This is a genomic window from Stutzerimonas stutzeri, from assembly GCF_024448935.1.
Classification (GTDB): Bacteria; Pseudomonadota; Gammaproteobacteria; order Pseudomonadales; family Pseudomonadaceae; genus Stutzerimonas; species Stutzerimonas stutzeri_AO.
The window spans coordinates 38,060-56,308 of record NZ_JAMOIE010000020.1 but is presented as its reverse complement, the minus strand read 5'-3'; the positions used below and the strand labels follow the sequence as shown (position 1 = coordinate 56,308).

Sequence of the window (18,249 nt, the reverse complement as noted above, 5' to 3'; positions counted from 1 at the left end):
GACACCGCCGTGAGCCACGAACCCGATCGCCTGTTCGCCAGGCCCCTCGCCCAACCCCAGGACTTCGTCTTCAACGAGGACGTCGTGCGGGTCTTTCCCGACATGATCAAACGCTCGGTTCCGGGCTATCCCGCCATCGTCGAGAACATCGGCGTGCTGGCCGCGCAGTTCGCCCAGCCGAACACCTGCCTCTATGACCTGGGATCTTCGCTGGGCGCGGTGACGCAAGCGTTGCGCCGGCACGTCAAGGCGGATAATTGCCAGGTGATCGCCGTCGATAACTCTACTGCCATGGTCGAGCGCTGCCGTGAATACCTGCATGGGCAGGACTCGATGTTTCAGGAGCTGCTCCCGGTTGAGGTGATCGAAGCCGACGTGCTTGCCCTGCAGTTCCAGCCCGCCTCGCTGATCGCACTGAACTTCACGCTGCAGTTCATCCCCCCTGAGCAGCGGCCCGCTCTGCTAGGCGCCATCCGCCAGGCGCTGGTACCCGGGGGCGCGCTGATTCTGTCGGAAAAGCTGCGCTTCGAAGACGAGCAGGAGCATGACCTGCTGACCGACCTGCATGTCGCCTTCAAGCGCGCCAACGGCTACAGCGAACTGGAAATCGCGCAGAAACGCAGCGCCATCGAGAACGTGATGAAGCCCGACAGCCTGGACACCCACCGTCAGCGCTTGCTGGAGGCCGGATTCACCAAGGTGGTGCCCTGGTTTCAATGCCTGAACTTCGCCTCGTTGATCGCGCTGCCATGAACCTTGACCTGACACCCCTCGCCTGGCGCCTGGCCGGCACCCCACTGGCCGCCTGGGCCAACGGCCTGCAGGCACAACTCGATGCCAAACTGGCCATCGGCCACGGTGACTTGCCGCGCTGGCGTCGCGCCGTCGATGCGCTGCCTGCTATCAAGCCCACCGCCGTCGAACTGCAAGCGACGTTTCGCCTGGAAGCGGAGTGCGACGAGGACACCCGTGCGGCTACCCAAGACGCCTTGTTCGGCCTGTCGCCCTGGCGCAAGGGACCCTTCGACGTGTTCGGCGTGCATGTCGATACCGAATGGCGCTCGGATTGGAAGTGGCAGCGGGTTTCGCCGCATTTGGCTTTGACTGGCAAGCGCATCCTCGACGTCGGCTGCGGCAACGGCTATTACATGTGGCGCATGCTCGGCGCCGGTGCCGACTCGGTTGTCGGCATCGACCCGAACTGGCTGTTCTTCTGCCAGTTTCACGCGATGAAGCGCTACCTGGAGGAACTACCGGTCTGGCATCTGCCCATGGCGCTGGAGGAGTTGCCGCCCAAGCTCGAGGGCTTCGACACTGTCTTTTCCATGGGCGTGCTCTACCACCGACGCTCACCGGTCGATCACCTGCTGGACCTGAAGGACTGCCTGATCAAGGGCGGTCAGCTGGTCCTGGAAACCTTGGTGATCGAGGGCAACGAACACACCGCCCTGGTCCCGGAAGACCGCTACGCGCAGATGCGCAATGTCTGGTTCCTGCCCTCGGTGGCGGCGCTGGAGTGCTGGCTGCGGCGCGCTGGCTTGGTTGACGTGCGCTGCCTGGATGTCAGCATCACCAGCATCCAGGAGCAGCGCAGCACCGACTGGATGCGCTATCAGTCGCTGCCGGAGTTCCTGGACCCGCAGGATCACAGCAAGACCATCGAAGGCCTGCCCGCGCCGATGCGCGCCGTGTTGATCGCGCGCAAACCCTAACGCTGGACGCGCGCACAACGCTGTTCTTCAACCAGCTGACGCAGCGACGCCTGTGCTTGCTCCATCAAACGCGGGCGGCTCCAATCACGCATCCGCAATTGCCGGTCGCTGAGCGTGAGTAGCCGCCGATCAAGGCGACGCCTGCGCCAGGCCGCAAACCAGTCGAGCGCCAACTCTTGCAGTCCGATGGGCCACATGGCCGGCATATGGACATCCGGCCTCGCGGGCCCTTGCCGCAGACCTTTTGTGCATCTGTCAGTCGTCTGTCCGAACGCTTCATTGCGCCCCCTGACGTGCAAGGTGCGTCGGCGCAGCCAGTGCCTGCCGACCGATATGGCCGGTGAAGTGAGACTGAGCGCGCTTGACGATTCCAACAAACGACTAAGATAGAACGACCCGTTAAACGAAATTGAAGCCCAGCCAATGCCCGGAATGCCCGGAATACCCGAACAGCTTCCCCCAGTCGGCGATGCCGCTATCGGAAATCGATGTGCTCCGCCTCTTTGCTTACCCCAGCGAGCAGTGCGCGGGTCAGGAAGCCGTGATGATCGCCGATCCAGTGGTTGCGCCCTATCCCTTGAGCCTGGTCAAGCCACCGCTCAAATGCATGGACGAAAGCGAAAATCTACCGTTGTTGGGTGTGTACCGGATCAAGCTCTTGTGCGCCCCCGGCTGCAGTGAGCCCCTACAGGTCCTGGCACGGCACGTCGTGGCAGCTTTTGCCGCTTATCACTGAGCAGAACAGGAGGCAATATGGCGAAATGGTTGATCGTCGCAGGGCTGCTCCTGCTTCTGCTCGGCGTGGTGCTTCACTACGCGCCGGGACTGTTGAGCTGGTTCGGCAAATTGCCCGGCGATATTCGTATCGAGTCGCAGCGCAGCAGAACCTTCATCCCCATCACCTCGATGATCATCCTGAGCGTGGTGCTGACGGTTCTGCTGAATATCTTCTTCCGACGCTGACCAGCGAAAGCAGTCTGTAGCAAGCGCAACCGCCCAGCGCGTCAGCCGCGCGCCGCAGCGGTGAGAATAAGATGCTTCATTTCCTTGACGGCCTGTTTGAAGCCAACAAACAGCGCGTGAGCAACAATCGCATGACCAATGTTCAGCTCATTGACGCCGCGGATCGCCGCGATCGCCTCGGCATTATGGTAATGGAGGCCATGGCCGGCGTTGACGATCAATCCATGGCTCAGACCTGACTCGACGCCATCACGAATCCGCGCCAGCTCGCAGGCCCGCTCGGCTACGCCGTGCGCATCGGCATAGCGCCCGGTGTGCAACTCGATGGCCGGCGCGCCAACCCGCGCCGCGGCTTCGACCTGCCGCGGGTCAGCATCGATGAACAACGACACTTCCGCGCCGCAGGCGGCCAGACGCACGACCGCATCGCGAATGCGCGATTCTTGGCCGGCCACATCCAGGCCGCCTTCGGTGGTTAGCTCCTGGCGCGTCTCTGGCACCAGACAAACGTGTTCCGGACGCAGTTGTTCGGCGAAGGTCAGCATTGCGGCGGTCAGGCCCATCTCGAAATTCATTCGGGTCTGCAGCGCATCTTTCATCATCAGCACGTCACGCTCCTGAATGTGCCGACGATCGTCGCGCAGGTGTACCGTGATGCCATCGGCCCCCGCCTCCTCCGCATCTAACGCGGCCTTGACCGGGTCCGGGTAACGGGTGCCACGCGCCTGGCGCAGGGTGGCGACATGATCGACATTGACGCCGAGCAGGATTCGATTGGCTTCAGTCACGCGGGACCTCCTTGATGTTCATGAACAGCTCGCGGCTAACCAGTGGCCGGCCGCCCAGATGCGGTGCCAACGCCTGCCGCATTAAACGCTTTGCGGCGGCCAGGGCCCCCGGCACACTCCAGTCGGCCTCAGCCATCGCCAGGAGTTCCGCACCGTTGAACAGCCCGGGCTGAAACTGACCAACCGGCTCCAGTCCGGTCTCGGGCAACAAGCGATAAAGCCCGCCGCCATGGATAGGCTGGTCAGCGATATCCCGATCCAGCGCAAAGCCGTAGCCGAGTTCGGTCAGCAATCGCCATTCGAAAGAACGCAGGATCGGCTCCAGCGGCCGCTTGTCTGCCAGGGCGGGTAAGGTCGCGGCGTAATGGTCGAACATGATGGGATGGGCATCCTCGGCCGGTAGCAGCCGGATCAGCAGCTCGTTCAGGTACAGGCCACCGAAGAGCGCATTGCCGTCGAGCCAGAAAGCCAAACCCGCGCTCTCCAATCGCCCGACGCTCTTCAGATCACCGCGCCCGCGAAACTCGACCTCCAGCGGTACGAATGGCCGGGCCAGGGTACCCGCCTTGCCGCGCGCACCACGCAGCACTGCCCGCAGCCGCCCCTCGGGGGTGAAGAAATCCACAAGCGCGCTGCTTTCACGATAGGGCCGGCTGTGCAGCACAAAGGCGGTTTGAGCGGTCATGGGATGCAAGTCGTGGGCAGAGACAAATGGAATGCCTTTGCCCGACCGCCAAGGCCGCGGCAGTCGGGCCGAGTCGCGAGCTTAGCGTCAGCTGTAGCCGAGCGAGTGCAGTGCGCGCTCGTCGTCGGACCAACCGCTCTTTACCTTCACCCAGAGGTTAAGCATGACCTTGGAGTCAAACAGCACTTCCATGTCCTTGCGCGCCTCCTGACCGATGCGCTTGATGCGCTCGCCCTTGTCGCCAATGATGATCTTCTTCTGGCCGTCGCGCTCGACCAGGATCAGCGCATGGATATGCAGCACATGACCCTGCTGCTTGAAGTCTTCAATCTCGACAGTGATCTGATAGGGCACCTCGGCACCGAGCTGGCGCATGATCTTCTCGCGCACCAGCTCCGCCGCCAGGAAACGGCTGCTGCGGTCGGTGATCTGGTCCTCGGGAAAGAAATGCTCGCCCTCAGGCAGGTGCGAGGCAACCAGCTTCTCGAACACATCGAGATTCTGCCCGTGCTGGGCGGAGATCGGTACGATTTCAGCGTCAGGAAGCTGCTGAGCCAACCATTGGAAATGTGGCAGCAATTCGCCTTTGTCCTCGACGCGATCAGTCTTGTTGACCGCCACGATGACCGGACCTTCGACATACCGGACACGCTCGAGCACCAGCTGATCCTCTTCGGTCCAGCGCGTGCGATCGACAACGAAGACGACCACGTCGACGTCCTTCAAGGCTGAAGAGGCGGTGCGGTTCATATAACGGTTGAGTGCCGTCTCACCATTCTTGTGCAGGCCAGGCGTGTCGACATAGACCGCCTGAACGGTGCCCTCGGTCTTGATCCCGAGCATATTGTGCCGTGTCGTCTGTGGCTTGCGCGAAGTGATCGCGAGCTTCTGTCCCAAGACGTGATTGAGGAGGGTTGACTTGCCCACATTGGGCCTTCCGACTATGGCAACATAGCCGCAGCGGCTGACGTCTGGGCCTTCGACTCGTTCAGCAGTCATTACCGTTCTCCACGCCGAGCGCTATCAATGCCGAGGCAGCGGCAACCTGTTCGGCAATACGCCGGCTAGCGCCCTGCCCTTGAGGCTTCTCATTGAGCAACGATACCTGGCACTCGACGAAGAACGTCCGGCAATGCGGTTCGCCCTGAATCGCAACCACTTCGTACTTCGGTAGTTCGCATGCCCGCGATTGCAGAAATTCCTGCAGGCGAGTCTTTGGATCCTTGTTCGTATCAACCAGCGTAAGCCCTTCCAGCTCGTTGGCAAGCCAAGCCAGCACGCGGTCACGCGCCGCCTCCATGCCAGCATCAAGATATATGGCGCCAATCAAGGCTTCGAGCGTATCAGCAAGGATCGATTCACGGCGAAAGCCACCGCTTTTCAACTCGCCGGAACCAAGCCGCAGGTATTCTCCGAGCTCGAACCCACGTGCGAGCACGGCAAGCGTTTCGCCTTTAACCAGTCGCGCGCGCAGCCGAGACAGTTGCCCTTCCTTGGCTTGCGGAAAGTGGTTGAACAACGCCTCGCCGGCGATAAAGTTGAGGATGGCATCGCCAAGAAACTCCAGACGCTCGTTATTGCGTCCGGCATAGCTGCGATGTGTCAGAGCCAGGAGCATCAGCTCCTGGTCCTTGAATTGATATCCGAGCCTGCGCTCGAGACGGGCTAACGAAGTGCTCACGGCATCCTTAGGCGATATTCTTTATCGAAGTTCGCCACCAGATCGAGATTGCGGATCAGGGGCTCGCGTTTTTCATAGTCCAAGTCAACCTTGAACTGGTTATTTTCAATCACGACCTTCATCGCCTCTTCGAGGTTCAGGTCGCGAATGCCATTGACGTCCATGCCCTTGCGCACATGGCTATAAAAATCTCTCACGGTGCGGATGTCGGCCGCCTTGTCACTTTCAACCCCAGAGATGATCTTGTCCATGGACATATAGTCAAAATAATGTGGCAGCATCTTGAATGCGGTACTGGCAAAAAACGCCACCAACGCCAGCACCATGATCCAGCTCAGCATGGACAGGCCTTTTTGCGAACGAGCGAAACTCATGTCGACCTCTCTGTCGTACGTTACCCGCGGATTGGGGCTGTCCAAATATAGCGGGCCGGCTCGCCGGAACCGGGCCCTGATTCACAGACTCAGTGAATCAATCCTACCCGCGAAAAATGCGGCAGGTGACTGAACTTCGGATCAGGCCAGCTCATCCATACGGCGAAGGCTTTGCCGACGATATTGCGGTCTGGAACCATGCCGGCCAGTTCGGCTGGAATCGCCGCATCGTGCCAATAGCGGCTGTCGTTGGAATTGTCGCGATTATCGCCCATCATGAAGTAATGGCCTTGCGGAACGCGCCACTCGTGGCTGGCCTCAATCCGATAGCGGGCCATTTCCTTGCGAATAAGGTGCTCCACCTCATCGAGCTTCTCTTGGTAAAGCTTCGCGCTGCCCAAGCTGCCAGGTTCTTCACCGATCAGTATTTCAGGAACCAACTCTCCATTAATGCTCAAACGCTTGTCGCTGCTGTAGCGGATTACGTCGCCAGGCAGGCCTATAACACGCTTGATGTAGTTAATGTTGGGATCGCTGGGATATCTAAACACCATTACCTCCCCACGTTTCGGATCACTGACATCAATGATCTTGGTATCGACCACGGGTAGCCGAATACCATAGGCGAATTTGTTTACCAGAATGAAATCGCCGACCTCGAGCGTCGGAATCATGGAACCGGATGGAATCTGGAATGGTTCGATAAGAAACGAGCGCAGCACCAGGACGATCGCAAGAACCGGGAAAAAGGACTTGCCGTACTCAATAAGAACCGGCTCCTTGTTCAACGCGTCCAGCGTCGATTGATCAGGCTCCCCGGCCTGGCCCTCATAGTTGGCTATCGCAGCCCGGCGACGTGGCGCGAAGATCAGTAGGTCGAGTAGCGCCAAAAATCCACATACCGCAACGGCGATGACCAGCAACAGCGGGAAATTGATCGACATATCAGCTATCTACCTTGAGCACGGCGAGGAAGGCTTCCTGCGGAATCTCAACGTTGCCGACCTGCTTCATCCGCTTCTTACCGGCCTTCTGCTTTTCAAGAAGTTTGCGTTTACGACTTACGTCACCGCCGTAGCACTTCGCCAGAACGTTCTTGCGCAACGCTTTCACAGTGCTTCGCGCGACGACCTGACCGCCCAGCGCAGCCTGGATGGCGACGTCGAACATCTGCCTGGGGATGAGCTCCTTCATCTTCTCGACCAGGATCCGCCCTTTGTAATGCGCATTGTCGCGGTGCACGATCAACGCTAACGCGTCGACCTTGTCGCCGTTGATCAGGATATCCAGGCGGGTGAGATTGGCGGACTGGAAGCATTCGAAGCTGTAATCCAGCGAGGCATAGCCCCGGCTGACCGATTTGAGGCGGTCGAAGAAGTCGAGCACCACTTCGCTCATGGGCAGGTCATAGCGCACCTGGACCTGCGTTCCAAGAAACTGAAGGTCACGCTGAACACCACGCTTTTCCACGCAAAGCGTAATAACGCTGCCCAAATGCTCCTGGGGTACCAGAATATTGGCCCGCACAATGGGTTCACGCATATCTTCAATCGAGGAAAGATCGGGCAGCTTGGACGGGCTATCGACATAGATAGTCTCGCCGTTTTTCAATAACAGCTCATAGACCACAGTCGGCGCCGTGGTGATCAGATCCAGGTCATATTCACGTTCGAGGCGCTCCTGGATGATCTCCATATGCAGCATGCCGAGGAAGCCGATGCGGAAGCCGAATCCAAGCGCATCCGAGCTTTCCGGCTCGTATTGCAGCGCGGCATCGTTGAGCGTCAGCTTTTGCAACGCCTCACGGAAGTCTTCGAAATCGTCCGAGCTTACCGGAAACAGACCCGCATAGACCTGCGGCTTGACCCGTTTGAAACCGGGCAACATTTCAACGTCAGGCGTATTCGAGAGTGTCAGGGTGTCACCAACCGGAGCACCGTGGATGTCCTTGATGCCGGCAATAATAAAGCCGACCTCGCCAGCCTTGAGGTCGGCCGTACTCGTGTGTTTCGGGTTGAACACACCCACGCTGTCGACCTGGTGTACCTTGCCGGTGGACTTGACCAGGACCTTGTCGCCCTTTTTGATCCGACCATGGCGAACGCGCACCAGCGAGACGACACCGAGGTAGTTGTCGAACCATGAGTCGATAATCAGCGCCTGCAGAGGCGCATCGATTTCTCCCGTCGGAGCGGGAATCACAGACACCAGACGCTCAAGTACATCGTCTACACCCATGCCGCTCTTGGCGCTACACGTCACAGCATCGGTCGCATCGATCCCGATAATATGCTCGATTTCGCCCTTGACCTTATCGGGGTCGGCCTGCGGCAAATCCATCTTGTTCAGCACGGGCATTACTTCCAAGCCCTGCTCGATGGCCGTATAGCAGTTGGCTACCGATTGCGCTTCAACGCCCTGCCCAGCATCGACCACCAGCAACGCACCTTCGCAGGCGGCGAGCGAGCGGCTGACCTCGTAGGTAAAATCTACGTGACCTGGGGTGTCGATGAAGTTCAGCTGATAGGTCTTGCCGTCCTTCGCCTTGTAGTACAGCGTGACGCTGTGCGCCTTGATGGTGATGCCCCGTTCACGCTCGAGGTCCATCGAATCCAGCACCTGGGCGTTCATCTCACGCTCAGTCAAACCGCCACACATCTGAATGAAACGGTCGGCCAGGGTCGACTTGCCATGATCGATGTGCGCGATGATAGAAAAATTGCGGATATGACTCAGGTCGCTCACAGCTCAACACTCTAATACGTCGCGAGCCGATTGCCCGCCGAAAATAGCCGCAAAGTGTACCTGATAGGTCTATTCAGTGCCACGCCGGAGCCCGGGACGAGCGTGATCAACCTTCCGCCACTGCAACGCGAACACCACTGCTGCCAGGCCCGCTGCAAGAAAAGCAGCCAGAGAGCCGCCTTTTTGAAGTCGGAACACACTGTTCGGCGAGCTTGAAGATAACGGAATTTGCCCCTCATCGCGCAATATGCGCTGTGAAACTGAACGGTTTCACCGGAACTGCCATCACCTGACCTGAGGCTGTGGCAGAACCCATCACTTGGCTGGCCAGTGGGCTGATCGTGCCAGCGGGGCGTAGCCTGTTATGCCGACAGCCCGCTTGCGAGACGGAATAAACCGCCCGACTACCCAGCCTTGGCTGCCAAAGCCGCACGCAACACGACCGGCTGCAACGCCGGATCGATCGAGGCTTGCTGGCTACGCTCGCGTACCACGAGCCAGGCCACCAGAAAGCCGCCTAGCCCAGCAAGCATCACGTACGGCTCGGTAGCCGAAAGCAGGGAAGCGACGATCGCAAAGATGAACAGCATGATCAGCGGAAAAAGATAGACAAGCACGGCGCCGTGTAGCAACACGCTTTCACGGATACCGACCACAACGGTATCCCCTACGCTAAGCCTGAGATCACACAACGCCAGTATCAAACCGCGGCGTTCGCCAATACCAAGCCGATCAACCAGGCCCTGTCCACAGCCACTCCTCACGGAACAACCGGAACAGGTGCTACTGCGCTCCGTCTCAACCCAAACAGCACCGGGCGCCAACGCAACTACGCGACCTGTCTCCTCGATCATGGCGACGCCTGATCAGCCCCGGCGCGCATGGACAATGCAATTCGCTCCGCCGTGCCTAGAGGAATTTCCCCAATCACAGCAACCATGACATCGCCTCCAGCCGTAGAAATACGCTTCGAGACAGCCACCGTCGGCCCCATTTGGCTGCGCGCATCTTCCACTACAGCACCGTCCAACGGCTCGATAAATACCGATACGCGAGCGATGCCATCACTATAGGACAACCAAGTGACCGACTCTTTTGAAGCGGGGCTCGGACGCACACCTGAATCCTCTTTTGAAGCGGGGCTCGGACGCACACCTGAATCGATCAACTGAAACCCATCCGGCAACCAATCAGAGCGCCATTTCGTTGATGCAGATTCTTTTTGCTCGACTTGCTCGACAGCAAGCGAGACCGGTTTGCAATCCGCCCCCCCTTCCAGCTCTGCTGGCTCCGCTGAACCTGGCGCGAAATGTGTGAACTGAAAGCGCTCAAGCAGTTGCCCGCTTTCATCAAGCAACAACGATTTAAGCGGCAGGGATGTCTCTCTATCGAGATGCAGCTCGAAGCCATAGCGGTGCTGGTCCCGAGGACGCACCGCCAGCGCAATCGTGGGCCGCCCCGCGACCCGGGACTCGCCGATGACCTGAAAACTGTACCACTTGGATAGCGTCTCCGGCTCCAGAGGCTGCCGGCGCCAAGGCGTGGCGTCCCGCACTTGGGTCGCCATGTTCTCGCTCGCACACCGAATCTTTCCGTTGGCGATCACCACCTCTGCAGCGGGACCGTCCAGCTGCAACAGCCGCTCACGCGACTGTTGACCATCCACCAACTGCCAGACAGCATGACTGGAAAAGCTTCCGTTGCGCTCATAGACGAACGTGCCTTGATAGCTTTGCGTTTTCTCCGCATCTGCAAGTCGCTGCATCAGGAGATCGGCCTCAACAGCGAAGGCCGGCATCGATAGCCAGCCTCCGAGCACCACAAACAGCGGTATCACACGCATCTGGTTCCTTAACGATCTTCCATGCTGGCAGCACGAGCGTAGGGCAGCGCACTTTCCGAACCGCTAGCGAAAGCGGCCTGCTGAGCGTGCTGACGAACATAAGCCGGCAACCTCTTTTCAAGCCAACTGTCAGGCGAATCTTCCGCCCCCGTCACTTGGGCACCGGGAGCAACCGTACCCTCACTATAGCCTGCCAGCACGGCTGGCCCCTGGCTAGCTTGCGGTACTGCGATGCTAGGTTGCGCAGCCTGCTGAGCAACCTGCGGTCCGGCAACTTCGCTCTGATTGTACAGGCGCACACCTGCCAACACAGCGACCGTGACCGATGCCGCGACAGCAAGACGACCGACATTACGCCAAGCGAAGCGCTGTGGCTTAACCGCGGTGATTTCAGGCTCCTCAGCCACCGCCGCCGACACTGCCGACGCAATATCCAGACGAGGCTCGATCAGCTCCTTGTGCATTGCGGCACGGGCGATCTGATAACGCGACCAGGTTGATCGCATTTCACTGTCGCCCTCTGCGGCGAGCACTCGACGTAATTCCAACTCGTCCGCTTCGTTATCCATCACCGCGGACAGCGATTCATGCAGGGCTTCACGACTCATGGCGGTTCCTCTCTTGGCTATCGCCGCTGTCTCAGGATTCATGCAACAAGGGTTGCAATGCTTTATCGATGGCTTCCCGCGCCCGGAATATCCGTGAGCGCACCGTACCCACCGGACACTGCATGACGTTTGCAATGTCTTCATAACTCAGACCATCGAATTCACGCAGTGTTAGAGCAGTACGCAAATCTTCTGGAAGTTGTTGGATGGTTCTATGAACCGTGTCTTCTATTTCATCCCTGAGAAGCGCACGCTCCGGCGACTCGATATCCTTGAGCGCGTGATCTCCCTCATAGAATTCGGCATCCTCGGAACTGACATCGCTGTCAGGCGGCCTTCTACCTCGAGCCACCAAATGATTCTTTGCCGTGTTAATGGCAATGCGGTACAGCCACGTATAAAAAGCACTGTCGCCGCGAAAATTCGCAAGTGCACGGTAGGCTTTAATGAAGGCTTCTTGCGCCACATCCTGAGCTTCGTGAGAATCATGTACAAAGCGCACGATCAACCCTAGGATCTTGTGCTGATATTTCAATACCAGCAAATCGAAAGCCCGTTTATCTCCTCGCTGCACTCGCTCGACCAGTTGCTGGTCCTGCTCCTGGGTTAGCATGAACACCCCTCCATGAAGGGGTGCTGCGCTCGCCTACGAGCTGACCTGCCAGAATAGACCCGGGCTTTACACAAAAGTTCTCCCCCTCCAAACAAGCATTCCTGCAACACATCTGACGGCATTGGCGAGCAACGCCTCACAACGAACCGTTCCGATGGCGCCACCCCGATGCCCACAGCAAAAGCCCGCCGCCCACCGAACGATGGCCAGCCGGACTGCAGCCACAACTGTCTATAGAGCCAGGCCTGCAAGAAAAGTTCCAAAGCATCACACCAAGTCCAACAAGGCCCGCTATTTTGCAGGGAGACGCACCTATATACTAGGGCTCGCCTCAACGTGAGATTCGAAATGAGCCGACATTATCAATACGATGTTCTTGTCATAGGCAGCGGCGCAGCCGGCTTGACCCTAGCGCTCAACCTGCCGCCCTCGCTCCGGGTTGCGGTACTGAGCAAGGGCGACCTGGCCAATGGCTCCACGTATCGTGCTCAAGGCGGTGTGGCCGCAGTGCTGGACACCACCGACACAATCGAATCCCATGTCGCAGACACGCTCGTTGCCGGCGGCGGGCTATGCAAGGAAGAAGCGGTACGCTTTACCGTGGAACACAGCCGCGAAGCCATCCAATGGCTGATCGAGCAAGGTGTCCCCTTTACCCGGGACGGCGCCGAGCGCGAAGCCGACGGCTTCGAATACCACCTGACGCGGGAAGGCGGACACAGCCACAGACGCATCATTCATGCTGCCGATGCAACCGGCGCCGCGATTTTCAACACCCTGCTTTCCCGCGCTCATGATCGGGAAAACATCGATCTGTTGCATCAGCGCGTTGCCGTAGACCTGATCACCGAACGCAAGCTTGGCTTGAGCGGTAAGCGCTGCCTTGGCGCTTACGTGCTGGATCGAACCAACGGAGAAGTGGACACCTTCCAGGCAAAATTCACCGTACTCGCGACGGGTGGCGCCGCAAAGGTATACCTATATACCAGCAACCCCGACGGAGCATGCGGCGACGGCATCGCGATGGCGTGGCGCGCGGGATGCAGAGTGGGCAATCTGGAGTTCAACCAATTTCATCCAACCTGCCTGTACCATCCAAAAGCCAAGAGCTTTCTGATTACCGAGGCATTGCGCGGCGAGGGCGCCGTGCTGAGACTGCCCAGCGGCGAACGCTTCATGCCACGCTTCGACCCGCGCGCGGAACTGGCGCCCCGCGACATCGTAGCCCGTGCGATCGATCACGAAATGAAGCGCCTCGGCATCGACTGCGTCTATCTGGATATCAGCGACAAGCCTACCGAATTCATCAAAGCGCATTTTCCGACCGTTTATGAGCGCTGCCTGGAATTCGGTATCGACATTACCTGCGAGCCGATCCCGGTGGTGCCGGCGGCCCACTATACCTGCGGCGGAGTGCTGGTCAATCAGACTGGTAGAACCGACATACCAGGACTGTATGCGATTGGTGAAACCAGCTTCACCGGCTTGCACGGCGCCAACCGCATGGCCAGCAATTCGCTGCTGGAGTGTTTTGTTTACGCTCGCGCCGCTGCCCGAGACATGCTTCGCGAACTACCCGGCGTCACCACTCCCATCGCCTTACCGACGTGGGACGCAACTCAAGTGACCGACTCGGACGAAGACGTCATCATTGCGCACAATTGGGACGAGCTTCGGCGGTTCATGTGGAACTACGTAGGCATCGTTCGTACCACCAAGCGACTGATGCGCGCGCAACACCGGGTTCGCTTGCTGCTTGGAGAAATCGATGAGTTCTACAGTAATTACAAAGTCAGCCGGGACCTCATCGAGCTGCGGAATCTAGCAACGGTTGCAGAGCTGATGATCGGTTCGGCCATGCACCGCAAGGAAAGCCGAGGCCTGCATTTCACGCTGGACTACCCTGACCAGCTGCCCGAAGCGACGGACACTATCCTGGCACCGCCCACCTACGACGACTGAACTTCAACCTGAGCCGCAAACGCCGGTGCTGCTCCGCCGCCATTACCCCTTGCGGAATGCAAAGTCCTCGGGCGAACCAGTCACCTGGCTGCTTGAATCGCAACACTACGATCAGCGGCAGCGCGATGCTGTCCGGCAGCAACTGCACGGGCTCCCAACCCCTCTCCCGACTCCAGAGCGACCACCCCCTTTGATCATGGCGCAGACCAAGCCAGGAACAACGACGACAAAACAAGAGGCGAGACGGTATCGCCCAGGCAGCGTGCAACACGCAAAGCAGCCACCCGAACATGCGCAACCAGAATGGTACAGGCAGCATCAATAGCGCGATTATGGCCAGCAACAGCATCACCAGATACATGGCTAACAGCGGGCCAGACGCCCGCCAGCGGCATTCGAATGCCTGGCTACTTTGGCTGGACACGATCAAGAATCATACGGACCATGCAGCGTAGATCCTCGTCGTCGGGCACGGCGCGCTCCATGAACCAGCCAAACATGTCCTGATCCTCACAGCTCAGCAGCTTGCGGTAGCGGCGCTGGTCTTCTTCATCGAGCTGCGGATAGACCTCCTTGACGAAAGGCACCAGCAGTACATCCAGTTCGAGCATGCCGCGGCGGCTCTGCCAGAACAAACGATTGAGTTCGGATTGTTCGACCATGCAAATGCTCCTGAGTTGAAGCTCGGCATTATAGCGACTGCCGTGAACGGGCGGCACAGCATTAGCAGGCCCACGGAGTGGCAACAGGTGCACACTGTATTTCGCCAATCGCCTGTTATGATGCCGATCCGGATTTCTCCACGGCGACTCGTCATGACTGACACTGCTTTTTTCTGCGTTCTGTCGCATGAAGGCATCCTGGCCGTACGCGGCGCGGATGCGAGCAAATTTCTGCAAGGGCAACTGACCTGCAACCTCAATTACCTCGATGACCAGCATTCGAGCCTCGGTGCACGCTGCACACCCAAGGGACGAATGCAGTCCAGCTTCCGCATCTTGCCGGAGGGCGACGGCTACCTGCTGGCGATGGATCGCGAGCTGGTCCAGCCACAACTCGCCGACCTCGCAAAGTTCGCTGCCTTCTCGAAGTCCAAACTGCATGACGAGAGCGCTGAATGGGTTCGCTTCGGGCTGAGCGGGGGTGATGGCGCTCTTGTCAGTCTCGGCCTGGATCTTCCCCAGACGGCCGACGTCACGGTCGCCGCGCATGGATTGATCGCCGTGCGCCTGAACGATGGCCGCGCCGAACTCTGGACCCATGCGAAAGACGCCGGGACCACCCGGCTCCGACTGGCGGCCCAGCTTCCCGAAGCCTCCATCGATCGCTGGCAGCTCGCTCAGATTCGCGCCGGCATGGGTCAGGTAGTTGCGGCCACTCGCGAGCTGTTCATCCCGCAGATGATCAACCTTCAGGCATTAGGCGGCGTCAGTTTCAAGAAAGGCTGTTATACCGGCCAGGAAATCGTCGCGCGAATGCAATACCTCGGCAAACTGAAGCGCCACCTGCATCGCCTTGCCGCGCAAGAAAACGACGCAGAAGTGCCGGCTCCAGGGCTTGAAGTTTACTCACCGGTGCATGGTTCAAGCGTAGGTGAAGTCGTCATGGCAGCAAGCGCCGAGGGCGCTCTGGAGCTGCTAGCCGTGCTGCAGGAAGATGCCGCGGCGGATGGCCGACTATTTCTCGGCTCCCCGGACGGCCCTCCACTGACTCTGCTGCAGTTGCCCTATACGCTAGACGCGGACCGTGAAATCCAGCGCTAGCCATTGCCAGCCACATTCCACACCGGATTACGAGTAAGGAAAGACATGAGCACTCTTGCCGACAAGGTCCAGCAGGCACTTACACAGGCGATCGAAAACGACGAACTGGTCCTGCCGACGCTTCCGGAAGTTGCATTGCGCGTGCGAGAAGCTGCGGAGGATCCGGACGTAAGCATTCCGACACTGGCCAAGGTGATCGGCAATGACACTGCGCTCACTGCACGCATCATTAAGATAGTAAACAGCCCGTTGCTGCGTACCAACAGGGAAATAAACGACCTGCAGATGGCGATCAGCCGCCTCGGCATCAACTACACGTCGAACCTGGCGACCGGCCTGGCGATGGAGCAGATGTTCCAAGCGACTACGGACGTTGTGGATCGCAAGATGCGTGAGGTCTGGAACAAGAGCACCGAAATCGCCGCTATCAGCCACGTGCTCTGCCGTAACTTCACACGCCTCCCTGCCGACCAGGCGATGTTGGCTGGCCTGGTTCACCAGATCGGAGTCCTGCCGATCCTGACCTACGCAGAAGAGCACAGCGCCCTGCTCAGCGATTCGATCAGCCTCAACCATGTTATCGATCGGATTCATCCCGTTATCGGGGAAAAGATTCTTCGTGCCTGGGAATTCCCCGAGCCGATCGCCACGGTCCCCGCGCAGTACCTTGATTTTTCCCGAACCTCAACCAAGGTAGATTACGTCGACATTGTCCAGGTAGCGACGCTGCAGAGCTACATCGGCACCTCGCACCCATTTACGCAGCTCGACTGGAACCAGATTCCCGCATTCGCCAAGCTCGGTCTGGATCCCGGTACATTGTTGCAAGAGGACGAGGATCTCTCAGCTGCGATGGATGCCGCGATGAGCATGCTTCAGTGAATAGCGCGCGGGTGCCGCCCGGCACCTGCTCTTGCTGGTCTCCGCTAACGTAGCCTCCACCGACCGCTCGCCTGGCGCAAGGAACCGCTACCGCCGCTCCTAGTCATTAAATAGACGGCGCTCTTGCCGCATCTTGCTTGCGCTCTGGCCTATGCCTCGGCGCTACGAGCTTGTCAGGTTGAAGGAGACTACTAATGCAACGCACGACCAAGACGTTCTTTTCCGGTACCGCAGCGCTGCTTTTCAGCGTGGCTGCAAATTTCGCCCTCGCCGCAGAGGGTGAAAACTTCGTAGACGAAGCATCGGCAAAAGGCATCGCCGAAATCGAAGCCGCCAAACTGGCCATGAGCGAAAGCAAGTCTGAGGACGTCAGGACCTTCGCCCAGAAAATGATCGACGATCACACCAAGTCGAACCAGAAACTCGCTGCGCTAGCCCGCCAGCACGAAGACCTGGAAATGTCTGACGATGCCACATTGATGGACCAGGCAAAGGCCATGATTCTTGAACTGCGCGAAGGCGAAAATTTCGATGAGGCCTATGCCAACAATCAGGTCGTAGCTCATGAGCAAACCATCGAGCTTTACCGTGAATACGCCAAAAACGGCGAGAACCCCGAGCTCAAGAAATACGCCGAGTCGACTCTGAACACACTGGAGCAGCACCTGAACAAGGCTCAGGAGCTGGCCTCAAAGCACGGCGAATAACAGTAAACCGATCCTGTCGGCGGCGCCTTGAGCGCCGCTCAGACTGGCTCCGGCAACGTCCAATCAATTGGCTCCAAGCCCCGCTGCCTGAGAAATTGATTGGCCCGGCTGAAATGGCCGTTACCGATGAATCCCCGATGCGCCGAGAGCGGCGAGGGATGGACTGACTTCAGCAACAGATGCCGGGTCGGATCAATCAGCTTCGCTTTGCTCTGGGCGTGGGCGCCCCACAGCAAGAAAACCACGTCCGACCGCTTTTCGCTTATCACTTCGATGATCCGATCGGTCAGGCGCTGCCAGCCCATCTTCGCGTGCGATCCGGCCACTCCCTGTTCCACGGTCAATGAGGTGTTGAGCATCAGCACGCCTTGATCCGCCCAATGCTGAAGGCAGCCGTGGCTGGGTATGTCCAGATTCAGATCACGCTTGAGTTCCTTGAAGATGTTCTGCAAGGACGGCGGCGGCGCGACGCCTGGCTGCACTGAAAAACATAACCCGTGCGCCTGACCGGCGCCGTGATAGGGGTCCTGCCCCAGAATCACAACGCGAACACGCTCCAACGGAGTCGAATTCAAAGCCTGGAAAATCATGGGGCCCGGCGGATAGATCACCTTTCCAGCCACCTTCTCACGACGCAGAAACTCTCCCAGCTGCTTCATATACGGCTGCTCGAACTCATCCTGCAGAGCCGCTTTCCAGCTGTTTTCAAGTTTGACGCGATCATCTGGATTCATGGCGTTGCCCTGACCTGCCGAGGCGCCAAACCCTAAGCAAAGGTTCCGGTAGAGTCAATGCGTCCACCGGAACCGGCTCATACCGCCAATCAGGCTCAGAAACGTCGGCTACCTCACAGCTACGCGAAAGAGTGGCCAACTGCGACCAATGAGTGCGTGACGTATAGCCGCAGCGCGCAGTAAAAAAGC

23 protein-coding genes are annotated in these 18,249 nt (G+C 58.9%); 8 read left to right on the top strand and 15 right to left on the bottom strand.

Annotated elements, in window-relative coordinates; genetic code table 11:
• Positions 1–9: 9 nt before the first annotated feature.
• The gene (gene cmoA / locus NA637_RS08425) at positions 10–753 is read left to right on the top strand and encodes a carboxy-S-adenosyl-L-methionine synthase CmoA (RefSeq protein WP_256071845.1); all 744 of its coding nucleotides are present in this window, start codon (positions 10–12) and stop codon (positions 751–753) included.
• Positions 750–1,712, top strand: coding sequence for a tRNA 5-methoxyuridine(34)/uridine 5-oxyacetic acid(34) synthase CmoB (cmoB, locus tag NA637_RS08420; protein ID WP_256071844.1), 963 nt, complete (start codon positions 750–752; stop codon positions 1,710–1,712). Before cmoA ends, cmoB begins: the two co-directional genes overlap by 4 nt.
• Here the strand turns inward: cmoB and NA637_RS08415 are convergent.
• A complete protein-coding gene (locus tag NA637_RS08415) occupies positions 1,709–1,918 on the bottom strand; it encodes a hypothetical protein (RefSeq protein ID WP_256071843.1) in 210 nt (69 codons plus the stop codon). The genes cmoB and NA637_RS08415 overlap by 4 nt on opposite strands.
• A 203-nt stretch (positions 1,919–2,121) precedes the next feature.
• On the opposite strand from NA637_RS08415, the gene NA637_RS08410 reads away from it, so the two are divergent.
• Together NA637_RS08410 and NA637_RS08405 are read left to right on the top strand one after the other, a co-directional pair.
• Positions 2,122–2,448 (top strand): hypothetical protein, encoded by a 327-nt coding sequence (locus NA637_RS08410; RefSeq protein WP_256071842.1) that lies wholly within the window; start codon positions 2,122–2,124, stop codon positions 2,446–2,448.
• A 17-nt stretch (positions 2,449–2,465) separates the two neighbouring features.
• Complete coding sequence (locus tag NA637_RS08405; RefSeq protein WP_256071841.1) at positions 2,466–2,675, top strand: DUF2905 domain-containing protein; 210 nt, start codon at positions 2,466–2,468, stop codon at positions 2,673–2,675.
• 41 nt (positions 2,676–2,716) lie between these two features.
• On the opposite strand, the gene pdxJ is transcribed toward NA637_RS08405, so the two are convergent.
• The 11 genes from pdxJ to rpoE form a co-directional block, all read right to left on the bottom strand.
• On the bottom strand, positions 2,717–3,463 hold the full coding sequence (pdxJ, locus tag NA637_RS08400; protein ID WP_256071840.1) for a pyridoxine 5'-phosphate synthase: 747 nt from the start codon (positions 3,461–3,463) through the stop codon (positions 2,717–2,719).
• Positions 3,456–4,148: a DNA repair protein RecO gene (gene recO, locus NA637_RS08395; RefSeq protein WP_256071839.1), complete on the bottom strand. Its 693-nt coding sequence runs from the start codon at positions 4,146–4,148 to the stop codon at positions 3,456–3,458. The genes pdxJ and recO overlap by 8 nt, the downstream gene beginning before the upstream one ends.
• 87 nt (positions 4,149–4,235) lie before the next feature.
• Positions 4,236–5,147 carry a GTPase Era gene (gene era / locus NA637_RS08390; protein ID WP_256071838.1) on the bottom strand — a complete coding sequence of 304 codons (912 nt, stop codon included), beginning with the start codon at positions 5,145–5,147 and terminating at the stop codon, positions 4,236–4,238.
• The gene (gene rnc, locus NA637_RS08385) at positions 5,137–5,829 is read right to left on the bottom strand and encodes a ribonuclease III (RefSeq protein ID WP_256071837.1); all 693 of its coding nucleotides are present in this window, start codon (positions 5,827–5,829) and stop codon (positions 5,137–5,139) included. The genes era and rnc overlap by 11 nt, the downstream gene beginning before the upstream one ends.
• A complete protein-coding gene (locus NA637_RS08380; RefSeq protein WP_256071836.1) occupies positions 5,826–6,203 on the bottom strand; it encodes a DUF4845 domain-containing protein in 378 nt (125 codons plus the stop codon). Before NA637_RS08380 ends, rnc begins: the two co-directional genes overlap by 4 nt.
• Positions 6,204–6,292: 89 nt before the next feature.
• Complete coding sequence (lepB, locus tag NA637_RS08375) at positions 6,293–7,147, bottom strand: signal peptidase I (protein WP_256071835.1); 855 nt, start codon at positions 7,145–7,147, stop codon at positions 6,293–6,295.
• 1 nt (position 7,148) lies between these two features.
• Positions 7,149–8,948 (bottom strand): translation elongation factor 4, encoded by a 1,800-nt coding sequence (gene lepA, locus NA637_RS08370; protein ID WP_256071834.1) that lies wholly within the window; start codon positions 8,946–8,948, stop codon positions 7,149–7,151.
• Between the two features lie 404 nt (positions 8,949–9,352).
• Entirely contained in the window at positions 9,353–9,802 is a 450-nt protein-coding gene (locus NA637_RS08365) for a SoxR reducing system RseC family protein (protein ID WP_256071833.1), read from the bottom strand.
• A complete protein-coding gene (locus NA637_RS08360) occupies positions 9,799–10,791 on the bottom strand; it encodes a MucB/RseB C-terminal domain-containing protein (protein ID WP_256071832.1) in 993 nt (330 codons plus the stop codon). The genes NA637_RS08365 and NA637_RS08360 overlap by 4 nt, the downstream gene beginning before the upstream one ends.
• A gap of 8 nt (positions 10,792–10,799) precedes the next feature.
• Complete coding sequence (locus tag NA637_RS08355) at positions 10,800–11,399, bottom strand: sigma-E factor negative regulatory protein (protein ID WP_256071831.1); 600 nt, start codon at positions 11,397–11,399, stop codon at positions 10,800–10,802.
• Between the two features lie 31 nt (positions 11,400–11,430).
• Positions 11,431–12,012, bottom strand: coding sequence for an RNA polymerase sigma factor RpoE (rpoE, locus tag NA637_RS08350; RefSeq protein WP_019342233.1), 582 nt, complete (start codon positions 12,010–12,012; stop codon positions 11,431–11,433).
• A 348-nt stretch (positions 12,013–12,360) separates the two neighbouring features.
• On the opposite strand from rpoE, the gene nadB reads away from it, so the two are divergent.
• On the top strand, positions 12,361–13,974 hold the full coding sequence (gene nadB / locus NA637_RS08345; protein WP_256071830.1) for an L-aspartate oxidase: 1,614 nt from the start codon (positions 12,361–12,363) through the stop codon (positions 13,972–13,974).
• Here the strand turns inward: nadB and NA637_RS08340 are convergent.
• Both NA637_RS08340 and NA637_RS08335 read right to left on the bottom strand, forming a co-directional pair.
• Positions 13,943–14,398, bottom strand: a complete 456-nt coding sequence (locus tag NA637_RS08340; protein ID WP_336605496.1) for a protein YgfX — start codon at positions 14,396–14,398, stop codon at positions 13,943–13,945. The genes nadB and NA637_RS08340 overlap by 32 nt on opposite strands.
• Complete coding sequence (locus NA637_RS08335) at positions 14,382–14,636, bottom strand: succinate dehydrogenase assembly factor 2 (protein ID WP_045429345.1); 255 nt, start codon at positions 14,634–14,636, stop codon at positions 14,382–14,384. The genes NA637_RS08340 and NA637_RS08335 overlap by 17 nt, the downstream gene beginning before the upstream one ends.
• A 153-nt stretch (positions 14,637–14,789) precedes the next feature.
• Between NA637_RS08335 and NA637_RS08330 the strand changes: the two genes are divergently transcribed.
• The 3 genes from NA637_RS08330 to NA637_RS08320 all read left to right on the top strand — a co-directional run bounded on the left by NA637_RS08330 (position 14,790) and on the right by NA637_RS08320 (position 17,326).
• Positions 14,790–15,737, top strand: coding sequence for a YgfZ/GcvT domain-containing protein (locus tag NA637_RS08330; protein WP_256071828.1), 948 nt, complete (start codon positions 14,790–14,792; stop codon positions 15,735–15,737).
• A 45-nt stretch (positions 15,738–15,782) separates the two neighbouring features.
• Entirely contained in the window at positions 15,783–16,619 is an 837-nt protein-coding gene (locus NA637_RS08325) for an HDOD domain-containing protein (protein WP_256071827.1), read from the top strand.
• A 194-nt stretch (positions 16,620–16,813) separates the two neighbouring features.
• Positions 16,814–17,326 (top strand): DUF4142 domain-containing protein, encoded by a 513-nt coding sequence (locus NA637_RS08320; protein WP_256071826.1) that lies wholly within the window; start codon positions 16,814–16,816, stop codon positions 17,324–17,326.
• A gap of 38 nt (positions 17,327–17,364) precedes the next feature.
• Here the strand turns inward: NA637_RS08320 and ung are convergent, their stop codons facing one another.
• A complete protein-coding gene (gene ung, locus NA637_RS08315; RefSeq protein WP_256071825.1) occupies positions 17,365–18,060 on the bottom strand; it encodes a uracil-DNA glycosylase in 696 nt (231 codons plus the stop codon).
• Between the last annotated feature and the right edge of the window lie 189 nt (positions 18,061–18,249).

Excerpts from the sequence above, each read along its gene's own strand:
- cmoB (WP_256071844.1), top strand. The coding sequence starts at position 750 with ATGAACCTTGACCTGACACCCCTCGCCTGGCGCCTGGCCGGCACCCCA.
- NA637_RS08415 (WP_256071843.1), bottom strand. The coding sequence starts at position 1,918 with ATGCCGGCCATGTGGCCCATCGGACTGCAAGAGTTGGCGCTCGACTGG.
- NA637_RS08405 (WP_256071841.1), top strand. The coding sequence starts at position 2,466 with ATGGCGAAATGGTTGATCGTCGCAGGGCTGCTCCTGCTTCTGCTCGGC.
- recO (WP_256071839.1), bottom strand. The coding sequence starts at position 4,148 with ATGACCGCTCAAACCGCCTTTGTGCTGCACAGCCGGCCCTATCGTGAA.
- era (WP_256071838.1), bottom strand. The coding sequence starts at position 5,147 with ATGACTGCTGAACGAGTCGAAGGCCCAGACGTCAGCCGCTGCGGCTAT.
- NA637_RS08380 (WP_256071836.1), bottom strand. The coding sequence starts at position 6,203 with ATGAGTTTCGCTCGTTCGCAAAAAGGCCTGTCCATGCTGAGCTGGATC.
- lepB (WP_256071835.1), bottom strand. The coding sequence starts at position 7,147 with ATGTCGATCAATTTCCCGCTGTTGCTGGTCATCGCCGTTGCGGTATGT.
- NA637_RS08365 (WP_256071833.1), bottom strand. The coding sequence starts at position 9,802 with ATGATCGAGGAGACAGGTCGCGTAGTTGCGTTGGCGCCCGGTGCTGTT.
- NA637_RS08360 (WP_256071832.1), bottom strand. The coding sequence starts at position 10,791 with ATGCGTGTGATACCGCTGTTTGTGGTGCTCGGAGGCTGGCTATCGATG.
- NA637_RS08355 (WP_256071831.1), bottom strand. The coding sequence starts at position 11,399 with ATGAGTCGTGAAGCCCTGCATGAATCGCTGTCCGCGGTGATGGATAAC.
- rpoE (WP_019342233.1), bottom strand. The coding sequence starts at position 12,012 with ATGCTAACCCAGGAGCAGGACCAGCAACTGGTCGAGCGAGTGCAGCGA.
- nadB (WP_256071830.1), top strand. The coding sequence starts at position 12,361 with ATGAGCCGACATTATCAATACGATGTTCTTGTCATAGGCAGCGGCGCA.
- NA637_RS08335 (WP_045429345.1), bottom strand. The coding sequence starts at position 14,636 with ATGGTCGAACAATCCGAACTCAATCGTTTGTTCTGGCAGAGCCGCCGC.
- NA637_RS08330 (WP_256071828.1), top strand. The coding sequence starts at position 14,790 with ATGACTGACACTGCTTTTTTCTGCGTTCTGTCGCATGAAGGCATCCTG.
- NA637_RS08325 (WP_256071827.1), top strand. The coding sequence starts at position 15,783 with ATGAGCACTCTTGCCGACAAGGTCCAGCAGGCACTTACACAGGCGATC.
- NA637_RS08320 (WP_256071826.1), top strand. The coding sequence starts at position 16,814 with ATGCAACGCACGACCAAGACGTTCTTTTCCGGTACCGCAGCGCTGCTT.
- ung (WP_256071825.1), bottom strand. The coding sequence starts at position 18,060 with ATGAATCCAGATGATCGCGTCAAACTTGAAAACAGCTGGAAAGCGGCT.